This window comes from Pseudomonas paraveronii (genome assembly GCF_963681955.1).
Lineage (GTDB): Bacteria > Pseudomonadota > Gammaproteobacteria > Pseudomonadales > Pseudomonadaceae > Aquipseudomonas > Aquipseudomonas paraveronii.
Genome location: NZ_OY817130.1, coordinates 203,320 through 224,002 on the forward strand (window position 1 = coordinate 203,320; position 20,683 = coordinate 224,002).

Annotated in this window: 16 protein-coding genes and 1 pseudogene; 6 read left to right on the forward strand and 11 right to left on the reverse strand. The window is 50.6% G+C overall.

Translation table 11 applies throughout. The features are described 5' to 3' along the window. Window positions 1-17 precede the first annotated feature (17 nt). Window positions 18-473: a hypothetical protein gene (locus tag U5A08_RS00910; protein WP_321849854.1), complete on the forward strand. Its 456-nt coding sequence runs from the start codon at window positions 18-20 to the stop codon at window positions 471-473. A gap of 477 nt (window positions 474-950) precedes the next feature. On the opposite strand, the gene U5A08_RS00915 is transcribed toward U5A08_RS00910, so the two are convergent. The 8 genes and pseudogenes from U5A08_RS00915 to U5A08_RS00950 form a co-directional block, all read right to left on the reverse strand. Then, window positions 951-2,576, reverse strand: a complete 1,626-nt coding sequence (locus tag U5A08_RS00915) for a UvrD-helicase domain-containing protein (protein ID WP_321849856.1) — start codon at window positions 2,574-2,576, stop codon at window positions 951-953. Then, a complete protein-coding gene (locus tag U5A08_RS00920) occupies window positions 2,573-4,285 on the reverse strand; it encodes an ATP-dependent nuclease (RefSeq protein WP_321849859.1) in 1,713 nt (570 codons plus the stop codon). The genes U5A08_RS00915 and U5A08_RS00920 overlap by 4 nt, the downstream gene beginning before the upstream one ends. 542 nt (window positions 4,286-4,827) lie before the next feature. Next, window positions 4,828-5,700: pseudogene (locus U5A08_RS00925) on the reverse strand (tyrosine-type recombinase/integrase); the annotation flags it as partial. 617 nt (window positions 5,701-6,317) lie between these two features. Continuing rightward, window positions 6,318-6,455 carry a hypothetical protein gene (locus U5A08_RS00930; protein ID WP_321849861.1) on the reverse strand — a complete coding sequence of 46 codons (138 nt, stop codon included), beginning with the start codon at window positions 6,453-6,455 and terminating at the stop codon, window positions 6,318-6,320. Window positions 6,456-6,504: 49 nt separating this feature from the next. Then, a complete protein-coding gene (locus U5A08_RS00935; protein WP_321849863.1) occupies window positions 6,505-9,645 on the reverse strand; it encodes a type I restriction endonuclease subunit R in 3,141 nt (1,046 codons plus the stop codon). 46 nt (window positions 9,646-9,691) lie between these two features. Beyond that, the gene (locus U5A08_RS00940; RefSeq protein ID WP_321849865.1) at window positions 9,692-10,909 is read right to left on the reverse strand and encodes a restriction endonuclease subunit S; all 1,218 of its coding nucleotides are present in this window, start codon (window positions 10,907-10,909) and stop codon (window positions 9,692-9,694) included. After that, a complete protein-coding gene (locus U5A08_RS00945) occupies window positions 10,896-13,493 on the reverse strand; it encodes a type I restriction-modification system subunit M (protein WP_321849867.1) in 2,598 nt (865 codons plus the stop codon). Before U5A08_RS00945 ends, U5A08_RS00940 begins: the two co-directional genes overlap by 14 nt. An 847-nt stretch (window positions 13,494-14,340) precedes the next feature. Next, on the reverse strand, window positions 14,341-14,601 hold the full coding sequence (locus U5A08_RS00950; RefSeq protein WP_321849868.1) for a helix-turn-helix domain-containing protein: 261 nt from the start codon (window positions 14,599-14,601) through the stop codon (window positions 14,341-14,343). A 100-nt stretch (window positions 14,602-14,701) separates the two neighbouring features. Between U5A08_RS00950 and U5A08_RS00955 the strand changes: the two genes are divergently transcribed. The 3 genes from U5A08_RS00955 (at window position 14,702) to U5A08_RS00965 (ending at window position 16,628) form a co-directional block, all read left to right on the forward strand. Beyond that, window positions 14,702-15,241: a hypothetical protein gene (locus tag U5A08_RS00955; RefSeq protein ID WP_321849869.1), complete on the forward strand. Its 540-nt coding sequence runs from the start codon at window positions 14,702-14,704 to the stop codon at window positions 15,239-15,241. Window positions 15,242-15,520: 279 nt separating this feature from the next. Next, the gene (locus U5A08_RS00960) at window positions 15,521-15,829 is read left to right on the forward strand and encodes a hypothetical protein (protein ID WP_321849871.1); all 309 of its coding nucleotides are present in this window, start codon (window positions 15,521-15,523) and stop codon (window positions 15,827-15,829) included. Between the two features lie 610 nt (window positions 15,830-16,439). After that, window positions 16,440-16,628 carry a hypothetical protein gene (locus U5A08_RS00965; protein ID WP_321849872.1) on the forward strand — a complete coding sequence of 63 codons (189 nt, stop codon included), beginning with the start codon at window positions 16,440-16,442 and terminating at the stop codon, window positions 16,626-16,628. Between the two features lie 98 nt (window positions 16,629-16,726). Here U5A08_RS00965 and U5A08_RS00970 read toward each other — a convergent pair whose 3' ends face one another. Next, window positions 16,727-16,993: a hypothetical protein gene (locus tag U5A08_RS00970; protein WP_321849873.1), complete on the reverse strand. Its 267-nt coding sequence runs from the start codon at window positions 16,991-16,993 to the stop codon at window positions 16,727-16,729. A 189-nt stretch (window positions 16,994-17,182) separates the two neighbouring features. On the opposite strand from U5A08_RS00970, the gene U5A08_RS00975 reads away from it, so the two are divergent. Together U5A08_RS00975 and U5A08_RS00980 are read left to right on the forward strand one after the other, a co-directional pair. After that, a complete protein-coding gene (locus U5A08_RS00975; protein WP_321849874.1) occupies window positions 17,183-17,758 on the forward strand; it encodes a hypothetical protein in 576 nt (191 codons plus the stop codon). 159 nt (window positions 17,759-17,917) lie between these two features. Further along, window positions 17,918-18,847 carry a restriction endonuclease gene (locus tag U5A08_RS00980; RefSeq protein WP_321849875.1) on the forward strand — a complete coding sequence of 310 codons (930 nt, stop codon included), beginning with the start codon at window positions 17,918-17,920 and terminating at the stop codon, window positions 18,845-18,847. Between the two features lie 51 nt (window positions 18,848-18,898). Here U5A08_RS00980 and U5A08_RS00985 read toward each other — a convergent pair whose 3' ends face one another. Beyond that, window positions 18,899-19,255, reverse strand: a complete 357-nt coding sequence (locus U5A08_RS00985) for a hypothetical protein (protein ID WP_321849877.1) — start codon at window positions 19,253-19,255, stop codon at window positions 18,899-18,901. Window positions 19,256-19,393: 138 nt separating this feature from the next. Further along, the gene (locus U5A08_RS00990) at window positions 19,394-20,176 is read right to left on the reverse strand and encodes a hypothetical protein (RefSeq protein WP_321849879.1); all 783 of its coding nucleotides are present in this window, start codon (window positions 20,174-20,176) and stop codon (window positions 19,394-19,396) included. Window positions 20,177-20,683: the final 507 nt, after the last annotated feature.

A 20,683-nucleotide genomic window follows, 5' to 3' on the forward strand; every position in this document is an offset into this window, starting at 1 on the left:
GGAAGGATCCCCACGTCATGTCCGATAAGTTGTTCCGCACACTCGCCTTGTCCAGCCTGTTCGTACTCGCCAGCTGCACCACGGCAACGCCAATCGTATCGACGCCTGTCACCTCCAAGGCCATCGAAGCCTTCGTCGACATCTGCCTGAAGACTGCGCCCTCATTCGCAGGCTCGGCTGAAGCGGCCAAGCGGTTCGGCATCAACGACCTCCAGGACATGGGCTTCATGCGCCTCGGCTTCACCGCCGACAAAAAACTCGGCGTGCAACTTTCCGAAAAGGAATGCGTCGTCACCACTCCGAATCAATCGGACGACAGCCTGACCCGCCAACTGCTGAGTGCCGCGCAGACTTACTCGCAAACGCCGGTAGCCGATCGTGTGCCATCGAAGGTGCGTATCCAGGACAACAACTTTATTCTTCAGCATGACCGCAAAGGCGGTGAAACGTATGTGCTATTGCGGAACAAGTAATTAGCACTTTTACCCTGCGCACGAAAAAAGCCCGCTTTGCGGGCTTTTTTTATGTCGGGAATTTAACGAAAACGCCGTTATTTGAAGCCGCTTTCAGCTTGGGAATCGCTAGTGAAGAAATCTACCTTTTTCGGGTTGATGAGCTCACCTTCGTTTTGCCGAGCCAGCTTGTGGTAAGTCACTATGAATCGCCCTGGATTCTCTAGACACCTTGCGAGCTCCAGTTATAGGAATTTGAAAGCATACAAATGGGCATACACGGCGGGAAGTTATAGGGGTAGACAGGGACGGATAGCCAGAAACAAGAAAGCCCGCACGGGGCGGGCTTCTTGGGGTGTTTCGTAGACTGTCTGAGACAGCCCGAGACTAGTATGTGGCCCGGCGGGCTTATAACTGGGATTTTAAGCTATTGAAAAATATGCACTATTTTAAATATATATGTGGTTAGGATACAGATTGGGATACAGGGGGAGTTATTCATTTTGGAGAGCTGTAGGTTTTGTAAAGCGTTTGCACGCCAGGTAGTCGCAGAAAGGCTGATGGTTCTCCACCCTTGGTTTCATCCTTAGCATTCAACCGTTGAGTGGTATGCACCAGTAGGCACATCGTTTTAGCCCGAGTTACGCCAACAAAGTGCAAATTCAAGTCCTGCTCCCAGCTTGGATATGATTTGTCCGAAAAACTTTCACCCATTACCCTGTAAGGGAATAGCCACTCGTTAAGATCGAGGTGAATCACTACTTCGAATTCTAATCCTTTAGCCTTGTGAATAGTCATGCATTGGATTTCATTCGTGGTAGTAGTGGTGTATTGCTTTAATGAGTCAATATCAGATGCGACTAGTCTTAGTGCGGCTAGTTCTGAGTCTTTTGGTTCGATGTTTAATAGTTTTTTCGAAGTTGACGCAAGATAACCTTCAAGAAAGGTTTGGTCTACACTTCTTGCTTTTCTAATTGTTCTTCGGATATCTATTAGCTTTGCTTTGGATGTGTTTGAGTGCTCAGGCAATATTTCTATAATTTGGTCAGGGTTAGTGCTTGTATCGAAGCGGTACTTCAATAATGCCGACCACAAAAAACCTGTTCTGCTTTGCAACTCATCTATAGGGTCGTCTGCAAATATTCTGCAAGGTATCGTGAGGTGGTCTCTCAAATATCCTAAACTACGATTGTTTCTTACAAGAACGGCAATGTCAGACGCCTTGATTGTTTTATTCTTGTCTAGTATCGAAGGAACAATAGTATTAAGGTGAGATGCCGCATCACGCTGTGTACCAGTAAATTGACACTGCCATACTTGTATTGAATCAGTTGGCGTTAGTTCGAATTGAGGATTGAATAAGCGATTGGAATAGTTTGAGATTGATGCGTGACATCTATGGTTGTAGGAAACAGTTCGGTGTGTGAAGTCATGTCGCCTGATCAGTTCTTTAAGGTATTCGGGGCTGCACCGTCTCCATCCATATATTGACTGCTGTAAGTCGCCAACGGCGATTCCGGTCAATCCGGAGTCAACAATACTCAAGAAAAGATTGTGTTGGGCTTTGGAAGAATCTTGGTATTCGTCTATGTATATGCTTGTGTATTTTGCCTTGATGTAGGTTCTGCAAGCTGCGCAGTTTTCATGGATGTACATCGCGAGGGCTGGTATGGTTGGAAAGTAAATTGTGTCATTGAGATATAACTTTCTAATGAGCTCTAGTTCTTCTGCTTCGACTTTGTCAATGTCATTCAGTTGAATGGCAATTGAGGTTTCGGCGGGAGTTAAGTCTGATTCGTATTTTGGTTCTAAGTCTACTGTGTTTCCATCAAATATTTGGTTCAAAAACGGATATATTATTTCTGAGAGGCAAAACGAATCGATGGTCCCAAAGAAACTGCACTTAGTGTCTGCCCCGTTTACTCGACAGCGCCCCTCTAATTCTTTGCTCGCTTTACGGGTGAAAGTTATAGCGATGATTCCTTGGTAGGACTTCAGTTCAGCTAGTTCATTTCTTATTTTCTCAGCAATAACTGCGGTTTTGCCACTGCCTGGGCATGCCGTAATCACCAATGAGCCTTGAGGTTTGATGGCTTCTATTTGCTCTTCAGTGTAGTTGATCATATTAAGCCTTCCACTTTCGCAACGCAGTGATGCAGTGGTTTCGCTAATAAACCTAGCTCTGCTGAAACTAGAGCGGAGCAATGCTGGCTCAAGAAGGCCCTCATGCGGATAGCTTTTTTGCCTTGTAGGAAATTAACGGCAGTTGCCAGATCAGTGGTATTGCTAAAGTTTTGGAGTTGGGTCGGAAACTCCTCACATAAGTCTGTTTCTAGATCTATCTTGGCTAAGTATATACCGTGGGGGTTTACTACTTCATTAACCTTAGCCCAGATTCCTGATTCGTAGACGCTCTGTTGGGTTGCGGCTATCGGCATGTAAGCCATTTTTTCCTTTCCTGCAAGTGACAGGCATCTATTTATGCCGGCAGGGTTCCGTAGTTCAGTATTTTGAACGGTTATTGCTGAAATGTCGTTGTCAGTGCGGATAACCCATGGGATCTCCATGGCATCCAAAATCTGTGTATAGACTTTGAATTGTATTCCCTCTACATTAAGTATCGAGATATTGTAATAGTCTAGATCTATGCCAATTTGTTTTGCTAGCTCGTTGTAAAACAGTAGCTCTGAAGGACCTTCAACTAGAAATACGCATTTGGAAAAGAAGGCCTCCGCTGGCAAGATACTCATTCGATAGCCAAGTTTATCCCATTCGCTGCTTATGCAGTCAGAACACCCTTCGCTAGCTGCATAGCTGCCATTTATCGAGTTTAAGATGTGTACGATTGCGTGGGGTGAATAACGTGCAGTAATTTGAGGTGAATGACTAGTAATGATTGTCTGGCCGGGTAAATCTTTAATTAAATAGTCTGCAAGTTTCCTTTGCTGGTGAGGGTGGAGGTGAGCCTCAGGCTCCTCAACGCAGTAGAAAACAACTTCACTTTCAGGGTCATACTCTCTTTGGCTTTTTGCTTTCCATAAAGCCATTAGAATCTGATTATTTCTTCCATCGCCGCCTAGAGATATTTTTGAACCGGCTGTACTTGCACCGAGTCTTAAGTTGTCAATGAATTGTTGTGTTTGAATTGCGCCAGAATCTAGGTGTACTGAATAGTTTGTCAGGTCGTGTGAAAGTTTCAATAATTCTTCGTTTACAGCATTGGTCGCATTGTTTACGTAGTGAAGCTTGCTTACTAATCCGTTTATGGTGTCAAGATTCTCTTCAATTGTTTCAAGTTGCTTTTGATCTGCTTCAACCTCTTCTGTTGATCTGAGCTCTTGCGATAGCTTGAGAAGATGTCTTTTCTCTAAGTTGACGAATTTTTCTAGATCTCGACTAGATTTTACATATTTAAGGTTTAGGTACTTGAGGTAGAATCTGCTGTTAATTGTAGATAGGTGCTTCTCATCAGTGCCTGATTTAAGTGTGTAGTCTAGAGTTTTTCTATCTGCCTCATACCGCAGTACTGATTTTCCTTCGCTGGATACGTTGCCTTTGAGTACAGATAAAACTGCATCTTCCGTTATTTCTTTAAAGTGAACTTCAATCGATAGTTCTTCGTTTTGAAGTCCTTTTTTGCTTATGTGGAAATCTGATTCGGAAGGTTCTAGATCGCTTTCAGATAGAGATTTGTCCAGTAGTAGTCTTAGAGCATATACAAAGTTGGTCTTGCCAGAGTCATTCGCGCCAATGAGCAATGTTTTGCTTTGAAGGTTGACAGTTGCTTTAGCATAATTTCTAAAGCCCGTAATAATGACCTTTTCAATTTCCATGCGTTGATTCCTTTCTGTTCTGCATTGGCTGAATAGTGAAACGTATTCTGTATTCTGTATTCTGTATTCTGTATTCTGTATTCTGTTTTCTGTTTTCTGCGTTTTAGGACTCACCAAGCCTCCTAAAGCTTGCTAGAGAATGGCATAAAGCTATCTGGCGTTACTACCACGGACGTGTGCCCCCAAAATATCTGCCTCTAGGCCCAGATGTGCAGGGATTCGCAGGTGGCCGATTCAGTGTCTGACATAGCCCTGAGGCCCATTTAGCTTGGACGTCAGGTGATACGTCGATGCGGAAAAAGCAACCTGTTTAGACCCCAGGTGTGGTGGGGGGACAACGGCGCGCGCCGGGGTTGAACCCAGTCGCCGAGGTCTCGTGTGCTTGATCAGTGGGATCGGCCATTGATGTGGCCTCTGGACTGCCCTACTCCTCGTGACCAGTGCTTTTGCCAAAGAAGTAGGTAAGCCTCACTGGACATGAAAAAGCCGCCTTGAGGCGGCTTGTAGACATTGAGAAGGAAGGTGTTCAGGACGTTTGGGTTAACCGCCTGCTTTGACAGAGGTACTAGATGGTCGCGGCGCTTTTTCATGCGGGCAGCCGGAATGCTCCAAAGTGCGTTTTCAAGGTCAAACTCCGACCAGGGCGCCTCACGTAGCTCGCTTGGCCGGACGCCGGTCAGCGTTAATAGATGCAGGCCAAGGCGCAGATCTAAAGCGTGAGGATAGGTGCGAATGGCGCGCAGCAGCTCAGGAAGCTCTTTCGCTGTGACGTGGGCGTAGTTCTCGGCTGGCTTGGATTGCAGGAAACGACTTAGGCCTTCCAGCGGGTTGTGAATGGCTCTGCCTGTCACTCTCGCCAGATCGTAGATTTCCTTGCAAGAGCGGCGAACGCGGCTCATTTGTTCAAGGATTCCCTTTCGCTCAAGTGTTTGTAAAAAGTCCATCCATTGCTTGGGCGTTATCTCTGCATACGGTCTTTTGCCGAAAACGGGGAAGACGTGGAGCTGTAAAGCACCGATTGTGCGTTTTGCGGTGCTGGTCTCCCAGCCAGGGGTGCGAATTTCGATCCACTCGCGAGCCAGGATCTCGAACGTGTTTGTTGCCGCTTCGAGTTCCGCCGCCTTGCGGGCTTTGTGTGCAGCGATGGGGTGGCCGCCGTTGGCAATTTCCTTGCGGTACTCGGTGGCCTTTTTCCTGGCCAGCGCACCACTGACCTCCGGGTAGCCACCTAAGCCAAGCCAGCTCCACTTGCCCGCTTGGTTTTTGTATCGAAGTTGCCAGGATTTCTGGCCATCCGGCTTAACGCGCAGATAAAGACCGCTGCCGTCGAGCTCGCGATATTCCCTGGTCTCGGGTTCGATGCTTGATGGCGCGGTGCCACTGAGCGGCCTGCGTTTGATTTCTGACCGTTTCACGTCCGTGTATCCCCTCGGTTCGAGAGAGTGCCAAAGACACACCGAGGGATACGCACAGCGGATGTATGCTGTAGACAAGCAGAAACAACAAAGCCCGCACAGGGCGGGCTTCTTGGGGTGTTTCGTAGACTGTCTGAGACAGCCTGAGACTGCTATATGGTGCACCCGGCGGGATTCGAACCCACGACCCCTGCCTTCGGAGTCCTAAAAGCCGACGTTTAGAATCAATACGTTAGCGCGGATTAGCCGGGAAATCAAAGGGTTGTGGTAGCTGAGGTTAGCGGGTTTTCGCCCCGGTTAGCGGGGCGAGTGTGGCAAATTTGTGGCATTCCGATCAGTAGGTAAGCTTCTCCGCTCACCTTATCGACTGGACTCACCCAGAGTAGCCAGTAGTGAAGGACAGTAAGCGGCCATTGAAGCCAAGGACGCGAGCTCCCATAGCGAGCACTCTTGATTAGCGATTTCGTAGTAGGACGTGCTTAGGGCTATTGGCGCAGTGTCAGAAACGCATGTGCATGTGGTAGCGGCAATCAGGCATTGTGCTGGCCCGTTTACGCAAACTTTTGGCTAGAGTGCTGGGTCTTTACTCGCCGGGAGCACTTCTCAGCAGCCATTTCTCAGATTTTAGGCACCCCTCTCCTGAATTCGTCAGCAAATGGCGGCGCGCCATCTACAACGTGGCCGGCGTATTTCACCAGAAAACGGGAAATCTTCTTCAGGATTTCCTTGGATAGCGGGTGGTCGCTTGCAGACATGGGTGGATTCTAAGCTGAAGGCCGACTCGTTCCCGCCGCTATATCACGTCTATCCACTAGGCGAATCCAGCTCAAAACCACCCTGGATGATGAAAGCGCGTAGGAAGTGAGCCGCCTTGATGTTCACTTTAAAGGCTGGAATGCTTTGCCCTTCGAGTGCTTCGAAGTAGACCTTGGCTTTTTGCTTGTCGATGGTTGCTTTCAGCTCGTCAAAGCGACCATATTCATTTAGGTTGGCCTCAGTAATCCTGGTATTCATCAGAGCCATGAGCTTGTCCGCGTCAATGCCTAGATATTTGACGATGGCTGCAATCTCCGCTTGCTTTTCCTGTGCCTGATAATCAGCCAGGTAGTCACGGAAGCTACGGGCAGGATCGATAACCACATCACCACGCTGAATATCGCGCAGGAAAATCTCGGCGATTTTCTGTTCGTCCTGCGAGAGAGAAGCAAACGAGCGTTGCAACTCGCTCAATGTTGCTTCCCGAGCGTCCGCATCACCATTTTGCAAAACCTTCAGATATTTCGCAAAACGCGAGTTCATATAGTCCGCGTCAATCTTGCCGGTATCGATTTCCGAAATGTGGCTGTCGATCTCAAATGGAATCGCCTCGCCGCCAGCGTCACTGTTGCTGCCAAGCTCCTTGTAACGCTGCAGCAGCGTGAAATACAGCTGCTGAGTAATATCCAGCGTCACCACCAACTGTCCGTCTTCTGACTTGTACTCGGTTTGCCCCCAGGTAAAGCCTTGGATTCTGGCCGCCTCCAGAATGTCGCTGAATGTTTGAAAATGTTTAGCAAAGGCAGCGCGTTCGGTTAAGTCGTCCGGTAGTTTTTTAAAGTCTGCGATCCCCGCAGCAGTAAAGAGGGCGTTGATCTCGGTAAAGCAGGCATTCAGCCGTGCCACATTGCTTGCCAGCTTATCGGCAAATAGGCCCATTGGCTTATCGCCAGAATACAGTTTCACCGCGTCATCCACATTTCGCTGCATGGTGTGCGGCTTGCGGTAGTAGCGAATTGTGCCAAACGGTTTGTCTGGGCCAAATAAGCGATTGGTGCGTGAGAAAGCCTGAATAATGTTTTCGTACTGCAACACCTTATCCAGATAAAGCGTGTTGACCCATTTGGAGTCATAACCTGTCAGCATCTGGTCTACCACAATCAACAGATCTAGCTGTTTATCCGGCGTTGTCTCGATGCGGGTATAGGGATTTTTGTGCGCCAGTCTGGCAGCGATGTCCTTTTTGAATCGCGCATGGCCGGCAAGGTCAAAGCTTTGCCCATAGGCAGTGTTGTAATCCGCCAATATCTCTACCAAGCCATCGGTCTTGAAGGTTTGATCATCGGCACCGTCATCATCGTTATCGATATTCGGGTCAAACAGCGCTGTGATTTTCAGCTGTGGGCATCGTGTTTTGCATAGCCGGTAATAGGTGATCGCCTCGCGGATGCTGTGGGTGGTAAAGATTGCGTGAAATTTTCCGTTCTGGCTCAGGGTAAGCCAGTTGTCCGCAATATCCTGCACCACCGCGTACCGGTGTTCATTGCGGCTGTACTGGCTATTGGACAGATAATCTTCAATCCCTTTTCGGTAAACTCCCGCACTATCCCGAAAGCCCGCCATAGGTAAATCATGTATATAGCGGTTGAAAACGGCTTTTTTTCTCGGGTTAGCCAAGGCCTCGGCCACAGTGGCGGCTTTGGCTTTTTCCAGCGCTACAGCTTGGCGTAGATCGCGGTCACGATAAGTTTTGACCTGATAAGGGTCAAAACCCAGCACATTCTTATCGCGGATGCCATCGGCAATGCTGTAGCGGTGCAATTCGTCGCCAAACACATCGGCGGTGGTGTTGTCCTTGCGAGTGTTTTCTTTGTGGATGGGCGTGCCGCTAAAGCCAAATAGCACCGCGCCTTTAAAGCTGCGTTTGATATCGATCAGCATGTCGCCAAAGGTCGAGCGGTGGCATTCGTCAATGATGAAAACAATGCGCTTGGCGCGTATTTTTTCCAGATCGTGCGCCTTCAGGCCATCTTCTTCATCTTTCAGGCGGCTCATTTTTTGGATGGAGGTCACAATCAGCGTCTCGGCCGGGTCGCTGCTTTTCAGCTTGGCAACCAACACGCCGGTATCTTCCGTGGCCTGCACCGCAGTCCCATCGCCGGCAAAATCCCGATACGCCAACAAAGTCTGGGTGCCCAGCTCAACACGGTCCAGCAAAAACACCACCTTGTCCGCATCCTTGGCATTAGCAATCAGCTGGGCGGTTTTAAAGCTGGTCATGGTTTTTCCCGCGCCCGTGGTATGCCAAATAAAGCCACCCAAGCGGTTGGGGTTTTTCCAGTCGGTTTTGGCTACCTTGTCGGAAACGGCATGGGCGGCGTAATACTGGTAGCTGCGCATTACTTTCAGCACGCCGTCAGACTCGTCGGCCACGGTGTAAAAGCCGATCAGCTGGTGCGCCATGGGAATGGATAGCAAGGCCGAAATGAACGCCTTCCATTGGTTGATCGGTTCGTTGTTAAAGTCCGCCCAGTGAAAAGCGTAGTCATTATTAAAGCGGCCATCCGGCCCCGGGTTGGCAAAGTACAGCGCCTCTTCCGGCTCCATGGCCACAAATACCTGCACCAACGAAAACAGTCCGGTAAACAAGCCTTCGCGGGCATATTTCTGGATTTGGCCATACGCCTGACTCACCGGCACCCCGCTGCGCTTTAGCTCCACATGAATCACCGGCATGCCGTTAATCAGCAAGAACACATCGCCGCGCCGGTCGTTCAACAGGGGCGAACTGCGCGCAAAGCGCGGTTGCTGCACAATTTGGTAGCGGCTTTGTCCGGCGGCAATCTCGTGCCGGTCGTAGATCTTCAGGCTGATTTCTTTGCCAAAGTGCAGTGCATCGTCCAGGTTATCGCGCACGATGGCGACGGTTTTGCCGTTGATCAAGCCGTTCAATTTCAGCGGGGTGCGCAGCGCGGTAATCTGCTCCATGATTTGCTGCATTTCGCCGTCAGTCAGCGGTACATTGTTCAGCCGGTCAATGCCACGATTGTTCTCGAACAGAATCCGCGCCCAGTTGGCCAGCAAGTCCTGCTCGCTCGGGTTTTTGATCACCTCCGGCTCCCAGCCGCGCTGGCTCAGCTCGTGGATCACGGCCTTTTCAAAGTCGGCTTCTTTAACAAAGGTGCTCATGCGGATGGTCCTTGTGCTGTTTTTCTCATCGTGGGCTAGCCGGCACTTAAATAAACATTTTCTCAAGGCAGGCCCCTTTGACCTGCTTGAGTTTTTCCAGCTGGGTGGCGTGGCGGGAAATCAGCTCATCAAGCTGGCGGAAGTAGATGCCGATTTTTTTTTGCTCAGCTTGAAGCGGAATTGCGATAGGGGTTTTTTTCGCTTGCTCGATAGTGTAGTGCCCAATGGTGCCGATATGTGAAATGCTCCCCAAGTATTCCCTAAAACGGGTGGAGGAGAAAAAAGTATACAAATAGATACTGTCGATACTTTCGGGTACCTTAAGCCAAAGTAAGTCTGCGTCTTTAAAATAAAGTGGATCATCAGACTTTGCTAAAAATGGGATTCCAATCGAACCACCACCGGTGATCAAAATATCTCCACATTTGATCCGTCCGATTTTGTCGGATAGTTTTTCGTATAAGTCTAAAGAGATGAAGGCCTTCGCATTTTCTTCTCCTTTGTAAAGCGAAACGACATCGCTCGTTCGGAAGAAAGGAACACCCGAACGTGTCCATTCGTGTTTATGAACCCGAGCGGCGGAGGTGATTGGCATTAGTTCCCCCAGTTTCTTCTCCACCCACTCCCCCTCGAACTCCTTAAAGCGGATTTCTGGCGTAGTGGCGCCGGGTTGCGGGAACATTTTTTGCAGCATCGCCTGCTTCAGCGTCACCAGTTTGTCGTGCTTGTGCAGATGCTGCTGAATCAGTTGATCCAGTTCTTGGAAATACGAGCCGATTTGGGTTTGTTCTTCTGGTGATGGTATTGAAAATTCCTTGACCTCCATCCCTCCCTTTGTAATATGAATCATCGTAGATCCATTACTATTATTAAGGATCTTCTCTTTGTCTTTCTCTAGAAGCTGGAGAGCAAACTCCTTAACAAGCTTTTCGGAAAGATCAATTTTCCAAATATGGTAATGAAAAATTACCTTTCCGCCTTCCCAAATGTGCGGGCCAAAGCTTGCCGACCATGTATAAAGAAGATCTCCGTTATTTGCATAATATTTTTCAGCCAATTGCATATCAGAAAAATACCAAAAAGAGTTGGTATAAAAATTACCAACACGAAGCACTTTGTAAAAGCCACTTTTAAGCAGCTCATCTTGGCTGAATGCGCGCCCATTTATTAGATTGGCAACATCGCCTAGCTTGACCTTTGTCCATTGCTTTTGAAATCCGCGAAACCGAATCTGCGGCACCATGCTGTCTTCAGACTGGCTCATGGTCATTTCCCACCAACAAGGTTTTCAGTTCGGCCAAGCCTTTGAGGTCAAATACGTTGCCCCCCAGCTCATCCAGCATGCCCGCCAGCTCGCGCTCGCTTTGCCGAATGGCATGCGCGTTGTCGGCATAGGTGATGCGGTACTTTTCTACCAAGGCTTGCAGCTTGTTGCTTAGGGCATCCATCTGCTGGGCGGGCAGACGCAGCAGCGCTTCTTGCAGTGGGGTAATCCATTTGCATTCCAGCAGGTGGTGCACTTGTGCATCGCTCAAGCCTTCGATGGTGGTTTTGCTCAGCAGGTGCAATGCTTCGGCTTGTTTTTTGGCTCTGGCCTTGAGCGCTTTTTCTTGCGCTTGCAAATCAGCCGCCTGGATGATTTTGGCTTCGTAGCTATCGGCGGCGAAAGCGCCGTTTTGCTTTTGCTCGGCCTTGAGCTCCTTGGCTTCTCTGGCAACGACGGCGGGCACGAATTTGTCCCCAGATTCGTTTACGGCTTCGCCGTTTTTTTCTTCTTCGCTGAGGCTATCGAGAATTTCGTCAATCGCACTGCCAATTTCGGCCAGACGGTTTTCCTGTTGGCGCAGGTCGGTCAGTTGTGTGGTGAGGTAGGAGGCTTGCACCAGCTCGAAGGGCATGATCCGGCCTTTCCAGCCGTCTTGAACTTCCACTTCTTTGCCGTCTTTTTTCTTGATGACAAAGTTGGGGTCCACCACGCGGGTGGCGGCATAGCCTTCGGTCTGGATGATTTCCAGATCCACGGCAATCTGCTGCCATTGCTCGGCCAGCAGTTGGTAGGCTTGGTATTTGTCTATCAGCGGTAGTGGAGCCAGGCGTTTGAAAATCTCTTCGCCAATTTGCGCTTTCTGCTGGGGCACCAACAGGGTGTCAATTTGGTCGATCAGGCGCTGTTTAAGATGGGCAGGAAAATCGGCAAAGGCGCTGATAAAGCGCTCGGAAAATCGTTGCACCTCGGCATGAGTGCGGATGGCTTGGGCCAGATCGCCTACTTTGGGCTTGGCGTAGGGCGTGCCATCATCGACAAACAGCGCAGCACGCAGGTTGGGCAGTGCCTGCCAGTAGCTGGCGAGTACATCAAGTTCGCGGTTTGGAATACCGCCCAACATGGCTGCATATAGATCCCAGCTTTCGGTGGGATTTGAGGAATCGACATAGCGCGGGACATTGAGGTTGTAGTCGTTGTTGCGGATTTCCTGCTTGCTGACCACGTGGCTATAGCCCGGCACTGTAAGTCGGCCGATCACGGTATCGCAGATTTTCTTGATGTCGCAGGCACGTAGCTTGTTGTTTTTGCCTTCTTTTGCGAAGCCTTTGGAGGCATCCACGATCAGCACATCGCTCTTGGTGCGCTTTTGCTTGAGCACAAGGATGCTGGTGGGGATGCTGGTGCCAAAAAAGATGTTGGCAGGTAGGCCAATGATGGTGTCGAGGTGGTCGTTTTCGATCAGATTTTTGCGTATGGCGCCTTCTTCGCCACCGCGAAAGAGCACGCCGTGCGGCAGAACAATCGCCATGATGCCGTCGGGCTTAAGGTGATAGAGGTCGTGCAGCAAAAAGGCGTAATCGGCTTTGGATTTTGGGGCCAAGCCAAAGCGGGCGTAGCGGGGGTCGCTGTCTTTGTGCTGCGGGTCCCATTTTTGCGAGTAGGGTGGATTGGAAACCACGGCATCCAGATACAGCGGATTGTAGGAGTTGATCGGGTCGTTGTCGTCAAAAAACGGCCAGTCGTCTTCCAACGTGTCGCCATTGCGGGTAACGATGTTAGACGGGAGTATGCCGCGCATGATGAGGTTCATGCGGGTGAGGTTGTAGGTGTTTTCTTTCAGCTCTTGGGCGAAGTATTTGATATTGGCCTTGTTGCCCATGTGTTTGGCAATCGACTTGCCAATATTGAGCAGCAAGGAGCCGGAGCCACTGGTCGAGTCGTAAATGTCGATTTTGTCCTTGCCCTTCACATGGTCGGCAATAATCTCGGATATCAACACCGACACTTCATGCGGGGTGTAAAACTCGCCTGCTTTCTTGCCTGCGTTGGCGGCAAACATGCTGATCAGGTATTCATAGATGAAGCCGAGTACGTCGTAACTCTGGCGGCCATCCATCGGGATGTCCTTGATCAGCTGAATCAGCTCGCTGATGGCTTTGGTTTGCTTCGCCGCCGTGTCGCCCAGTTTGCTCAGGCCAGTTTCTAGTGTTTTGAAAATGCCGTCGAAAAGCCGCTTGTGATCAGCATGGATTAGGCGGCTGAAGGCGGATAGTGCATCGCGCACGTTCGATACCTGAAAATCGCCACCTAATTCCAGCCAGGTGGAGAACAAATGCTCGTGTGCAATGAAATAGCCAAGACTGCGCTTGAAAAATTCGACCGTTTGCTGATCTTCCTCAGAAAGGTTATGGATATCATCTTTACTGAAGTCCTGGCTAATGGCAAAGCGTTCAAGCTTATCCGAAAGATATTTGTAGAAAATAAAGCCGAGGATGTAGTCCTTGTATTCATTGGCTTCAATTTTCGAACGCATCTGGTTGGCGGATTCCCAGATTTTCGCCGCGAGTTGTTGCTTATTCACTGTGAGTCCTATTCAGGGCAATTTGAGTTTTCGATTGCAAGTTTGCTCAGGGCTTTTTGAACGCCCCGGCTTACCGCCTCGGAGTCATGCTGCTGATGAGATTGTTGGCCTTCCGGCTTGGCCAGCCAGGTGCAGTAACCAGTGGGTATTCCACCGGCTGCTTACTGTCGAAGGCGTACTTAAGCCGGATTCCTTGGCAAAGTACGCGGCGGCCTGTTTTAGGGTGTCGCGCTCTTCGGTCACTTGCTTGGCCGCTTAGATCTTGAATTTTTCGGTTACGCTGGTTGCTCATGGCGCTCCCCTAGTTGGCCTGATTATGAGGCTTGACGGTGTCAACGGGATAGGGGCGACTCATACAGCTCGATGTTGCGTCCTACGTCTACCTCCACAATAAACCGAGGCCGGCCCTAGTCAGCAGATAGGGCGAGGGCGTGCTGGTCAGCCTGATTGTGGGCCTTGAGCATGACCTTGCCCTACCGGACTTGCCGGTTTGCTTGGCCTCCAGCACGAAGCTGCCGCGCTTTTTTTGACGTCGATGAAGCTGTTGCTGCAGTCGTCAGGCTGATTGATGACTACCCGGCGCTCGATTGTGTCATCGCCGGCTGGCTCCGGGCGTGGCAGGTCAAGCAGGTTGCAGAGTTCTGTGAGGAACAACTGGTAGTTAGGCGTGTTCGCCACCGCCCGCGTTTTTCAGCGGTTGAGGAAGGTGTCCAGCTGTTCCCTCACACTACTGCTCCGACTGCGACAGAGGCCTCGATCTAACGGACTCGACAGCTTTCAGTGCAATGCATCACAAATTGGCGCAGCTAGCTGCCTGAGCAGAGCGGCCTCGGGAGTGACATTACGTTTAGACCTGCCCTTTTTCATGGTTGAGCGCGGCTTCGAAAGATTTGGTGAAGCCGACAAGGTCACTATCCAAAACCTTACACAAATCACGAAGCTGAACCAGATCCAGCCGCCTCACCCCTCTTTCCACATCGCTCATGAACGATTGCGGTCTCCCCAGCGCTGCAGAGCACTGCGCCTGGGTCATCCCTGATTCAACGCGCATACGCTTCAGCACCTGCAGAAAGATCACGTGCTCGCGTCGATAGATAGCCTTTGTCATAGCCGTGTCCGGGCAAGGTTCGACTGAACACGCTATATCTGCTTTTGGGATATCTGATTTTCAGTTATTTTGTCTGTATTGGTTTGGTTTAGGAGGCTGCATGAGACTTGTCTGGGAGTTGTTTCGCGTGGCATGGGCCGTCGGGTGTTTGCCGGTCGGTGCACTATTGCTAGTTGTGGTGGTTTTTTCTGGCTTCAACCTGCCATTCTTTCTGGGTTTAGCCAGTAGCGAAGACCCTGCAATTCGTTGGCTGTTCTGGGTCTTGGTTCTCTACTTCGTCGGGGGCGGATGGCTGTTCTCCTGTGTCAACCAGAGCTATGCCGAAAAGCTGAGAAGAATGGTAGCCGGCTATCAGGCTCAAGGGTTCCGTCCTCAGGTCGAGGTGTTCGCGAAGATCAATGACGCCTACGTTGGCGTCGACCTGCAATCGAAAAGGTTGCTGGCCTACCCCGTAGGTCAGGACGGACATCTATTCCGTTTGGATGAGATCAGGTCCTGGCGCATTCTTCCAGTCGGCAAAAGCAATCATCGATTGGAGCTGTTGACCAGCGATTTGGCTATTCCGACGTTCAGCCTAGCGCTTAAAACGGCGGACGTGACCAATACGGAGGCGCGGCTGCATGCAATCTTCAGCACTTAACAGGTTGATGGAGCCTTCACTCACCCATTCGGAGTAGCCCGATGACCGACGTAACCGCAGGCAGTGTTTGGCAGGTAGATATCGCTCGACTGAAGCTAGCTAACGCCACCATGCGTTTGGCCAATCACGCGCTGGCTTCTGACAATGTTGCCGTCCTATCCGCTCTCGGGTTTTCGCTTGCTCACATTCGAGAGCTGAGGTGCAAAGGTGACTTCAGACGATCTTCCATTGCGCAGAACACACGAATGATCCATTGCCTACAAAGAAGGGAATCTGCACATGCTCATTGAGCACATGCCATTGAGAATCGCGTCTGGCGTCCTGGCGGCTACGACCATCGAGTCTGTCCGCCGATCCACTTCGTATCATGCATGCGGCTGGCAGATTCTTGACCGCTGGGCGTTTAATTCTCCCGAACAGCTTCGCGCACTTGAAGCACAGGGAGAGCTGCTGCTTTTAGGGCGGTTGCTTGAACAGCAAATCGTCGAGCATGAGGCGCTCATTTCGCCCCTCGGATTGGCTCAGCGGGGGGAAGGTCTGGCGGAGCATGAGGTTCTTGCGCTGTGGGGCATCTCTACCGAGTTATGAACCTCCGGCGGGAGCGGAGTCCACCAAAACTTCTCGGCCAATCGGCGTAGTGGGGTCTCGGGGCTCGCCCTGAGCAGGGACGGTAGGCAAAGCAAAGAAGTGAAACGACTGCCGCGTTGCCGGTTGTACGTATGCCATTCATGGCGGGAGTACAAACCCTACCCTGTCCTAGTCCTTATCCTCCAAATGGTTGCAGCCTTTGTGGACGATGTTGGTGACTAAAAGTTGTCTGTACGTTGGTCCTGGATTTCTTAGCCATTGATGAATAAAAGCATCGTTGGGGAGGGTGCAGAGGGAATCGTCCAATGACTCGATATACACAAGAACCAGACGCCATCGGCCTAACAAAAATGATCATCAAAATATTTTGCGAAGTGAGCGCGGTAATTTTCAGAAAACACGGCAACACGACGCTGTACGAAGCAGGGCGTTGCCTGTGATGGTGTCAGTATTTTGAAGTGCGCACGTTTGCCGTTGGTGACCGTGCGTGCACCGCTCGGATAAGAAGAGAAAAGCATTTGGCAGCAGAGAGAAAGGTAGATCTGGTGATGCTGAGGGAGGCATGCGGTAGGCAAATCTGGGCACGTCATCCACAACTGGAGTAAACACTATGAGTGAAACCTGGCTGAAAAAAATGTGGTCGCTTGCACTGCGACGAAAATCTGTAGGCGCGATGAACGGTGGTAAGCCGTTTACCAGGTGCGGAACCCTCATGGTTTATGCGGGAGAGCTCAAGCCGATACCTGAGCTCATTCTCGAGTCAAAACCTAGACGCTCCACGCTGCTGGATTCAGACTGAGTGCAGCATCTAGGTTGGCTGAACGCATGTGAGTCAAAGTGGAACGTGTGAACTGATACGCACTTTGCGTAGCCAGAGCGCAAGGCTATCTGCTCAGACTACTTTCCTGAATTAAACAGCGCTCTGGCATAGGGGCCATAGGTCGCGATGACATTTTCAATGGTATCCCTATCCCGATCGTTACAGCTCAAACTGCGGGTCAGATCGAAGAAGCTGTTTCGCTCGGCTTTCCACAAGCTGATGATTTCAGCATTCGGTTCGGCTTTCTTTCGCTCGTAGAATATTGACTCGGAGCGGAGCGCTATCAAGCAGCCCAAGACGTCCTGGGCGATTTCCAGTCTATGAGCATCTGATGGTTGGATCATCGTTGAGACCTCCTGCTGATCATGTTCAGTACGTCATGTGCGAGTTTCTGAATTTTGAATGCTTTCGTAATCGATGCTCATCGTGACTGTAGCTCGGCTGCTGTGGACTGCATCGATTGGTAGCTGGGAAACATCCCGCGATCTAGGACACGTTTTGACAGATGCTGTTGTTAGCTGAAGAATGGCTGCATGCACAAAACAGAATCAGAAACTTCGGGTATTGAGGAGTATGAAGCATTCGAGCTTGTGGCTCGGGAGCTCCATACTCATTTTTCAAGCGGGCGGAAAAATTTTGCGGTGCGAGTACCCTTAAATTTAGTGAGCTATTTGTTCATTGGGATTTTGCGGAAATCTCGGTTGCCGAAAATTCAGCTTGAAGAGGCCATATCGAAATTAGAGCTTGCTGTCGAGGCTAGGACGTTACGACGGTACGTCAGCGGGCATGCCCGGATGACATGGTTGGCGTTTCAACGATTGGTTTTCTGGGCGCGGGAACAGAAGTGGATTAGCACGTGGACGTGCTGCGACTTGATATCGAAAGCCCATCTCTGCGAGGTTGCTCAAATCAGTGCGCGCGAGCTTTTGAACGAGCGTAAGCGCCTTGTTTCAGCGACTGAAATACGCAGAGAGGAAATGGTCACGCGCTTTTATGAAAACCTCGCACTCAAGGATTTAGAGCGAGAGAAAAAAGCAGTCTTATCTATTCGAAGATACGATGAAGTCAGAGAGCTCGCGCGCTCCCTGGGATTAGATACAGCTGATTAGCCGCAGGCCAGCTTGGCCACCAGCGCTCGTCAGCATGTCTGCTTCGCGATGCTCGGTGACACTGACATGCGCGGCAATTTCGCGTTTGATCCGGAGCGCTTTTTTTGACACAAAGTCCGTATCTATTTTTATGCGCTGCCACTTGTGAAGGGAATCCTGATGTCCGTTCCGACATACGACAAATTCATTGAGCCGATCTTGCGCCACTTGGCAGCTAATCCCGACGGCGCCACAGCACGCGACACCCATGAGGCTTCGGCCAGGGCTTTAGATTTATCCGAGTCACAACTTCAAGAGTTAATCGCGAGTGGGCAGGCGACTTATAAAAACCGCGCCGGATGGGCTCACGACCGCCTCAAACGTGCCGGTTTATCTTCCAGCGCGAAGCGAGGCTACTGGAAGCTTACCGAAGCTGGGACGGATTATTCCGTCCAGCACCCGTCACCGCTAACAGCCGATCAGGTGGAAAAACTTGCCATAGGTTTTATGGACGTGAGGCTGAGGAGCCCTACCGATGCCGTCCCGCTTGACGGGGTAGAGCAAGGCGAAGACACGCCAGTATCAGCAACAGTTAGCCCTGACGATCGGTTGGATCAGGCTTTGCGCGAGCTACGTGATGCAACCGCAAGAGACCTACTCGATAGCCTACTTCAAGTCAGTCCAAACCGTTTTGAAGTTATTGTGCTCGACGTATTGCACAGCCTCGGCTACGGAGCTAGCCGAACAGATTTGCAGCGTGTGGGAGGTAGCGGAGATGGCGGAATTGATGGAGTAATTTCCCTCGATAAGCTCGGTCTGGAAAAAGTGTATGTCCAGGCCAAGCGCTGGCAAGGCACTGTCGGTCGGCCTGAGTTGCAAGCATTCTATGGTGCTCTTGCTGGTCAAAAGGCCAAACGAGGGGTATTTATCACCACCTCCGGATTCACCAAGCAAGCTATAGACTTTGCCAGCTCTGTGGAGGGCATGGTGCTCGTGGACGGGATCCGTCTAGTTAACCTGATGATGGACCACGAGGTGGGCGTAACTTCCAGGCTTCTCAAGCTTCCGAAACTGGATAGCGATTACTTTGACGAAGAAAGAGGGTTTTGATCGCGCCATAACTTACATTTGGCAAAGCCGTCGCGATTAAAGGTAATGCCGTTACCAATCAGGCTCTAGCTCTGTGCTGAGGTGGATGCCCATGATCCTTGCTTTGCGGTACCTCAACGGCTCTGCATTGATCTCCAAGGCAACGAGGCGGCTTGCAGCGTTCACTAAGTTGTTGAAGCGGTCGTTGTGAATAGCTACATACACGACCAACTTCTTGTCAGACGCCTGCATTGAGCCGATGCAGAGAGGTGTTAACTTGCCCTGTAAAAGTAGCGGGTCAGCGTATAGGTAGCACTCTATTGTTGGATATTTGAATGCTTCGGGATGTCGGACGGAACCGTAGAGCCTAAGCGCAGCATGCTCGAAGTAATAGTCACCGATTGGCTTGGTATCGGTAGCGGTGGCCATGCTAAAGGACCACGACATATCCCACCCCCATATCCGGGCTTGGACGATTATCCGCTCAATAGCTCTACGATTTCTTCCTGCCATAGCATCCTTTCTCTCGAAGGGGGCCGACTTCTGTCATGCCCTGCCACCTGCTTTTCACCGTGTAACAGATCCACTCAAATTTTCAGCTAGATACAAGGTTAAGGCCATAGCGTTCTGCGGTTTACCCGATGCAGATCGGTAACTCTCTGCCATCGCATTGACTACGAGCTGAGGTCCAAATCGAAGTTTTCCGCTGGTCATAGCCTTGACAATTGCCCTGTGAACATCAGTCTGATGCTCTGCAGGAATTCCGGACATATCCAGCTTGTTGGAAGCAAGATACGACGTTTGCGTTTCAGTTAATGGTTTAGGTTGAGGTTTAGTGTTATGCCGAACCTGTTCAGATACGGTATCGATACCGCATCCGTGGGGTATCGATATCTCTTCCAAACCCGGGTCTGAGGGCGGACGGAGTGCCTCATTAATCCATCGCTGCTGATCCACAGTCAGTCTTTCTTTAAAGTCGCGTAGGAAATCGTCAATCCACTCGCTCGGAATGTGGCGAATTTCTTCAAGCGCTCTGGCTCTCAGCTTTGGCCCCGTCACCTGAGTAGCGGTGTGGTGATCCCACCAGATACGTACCCAAACGACGTATCTGACATGGTCGTATCTAGCTAGGCCCTCATCTTGTAGTCGATGAATGACCTGTAGCCATTGATCTGCCGTCCAGCCAATCTCCGCTCCTGCGATGCGTGGCACAAGTGGGTACACGCCTGTGATGTTGCTGTCAGGAGCTGTTAGAAGGTGCAGCAACGCAACTTTGTCTTCAGTGGTGCAATTCAGCAGGCGCGGGGAGCGCCAAAAATTCTGATCCCTGATGGTTCGTTGTCTGCCCATGCTCACTGCTCCTGGTGCAAACGTACGGGGATGACGTAAGGGACGATCATTGTCGCGCCTCCACCTGCGCTTTCTTGGTTGGCCTCCCTGTGTGTTTTGGTTTTGATGAGGCGTTTGTCATGGAGGGGCGAGGAGGGGGTTCGGCATTGCCGGTGCGCATCCACGCTCTTAAGTCACCTAGCCTCCATCGCAGCCTTGATAGGCCTGGCACAGGCTCAAGCCCTGGCAACTTACGCTGACGGACCGTAAGCACGCTGAATCCCGTCAACGCAGCAACTTCAGACACGCCGATCAGGACGTCGTCGCCAAGCTTCTGTATTTTTTGGATGGTTTCATAATCTACTGGCATCGGGTTATCGCTCGATTGATCTGTTCGACACAGATTTCACCAGTTAACCGGTTAACCGCTAGGACATCTTTTTAACAGAAGGGTTGTGAGGACGGGAGCGGCGGTGGACTCCCAACCGATTGGTATCATAACACCATAAAACTTATGTCAAACCCATT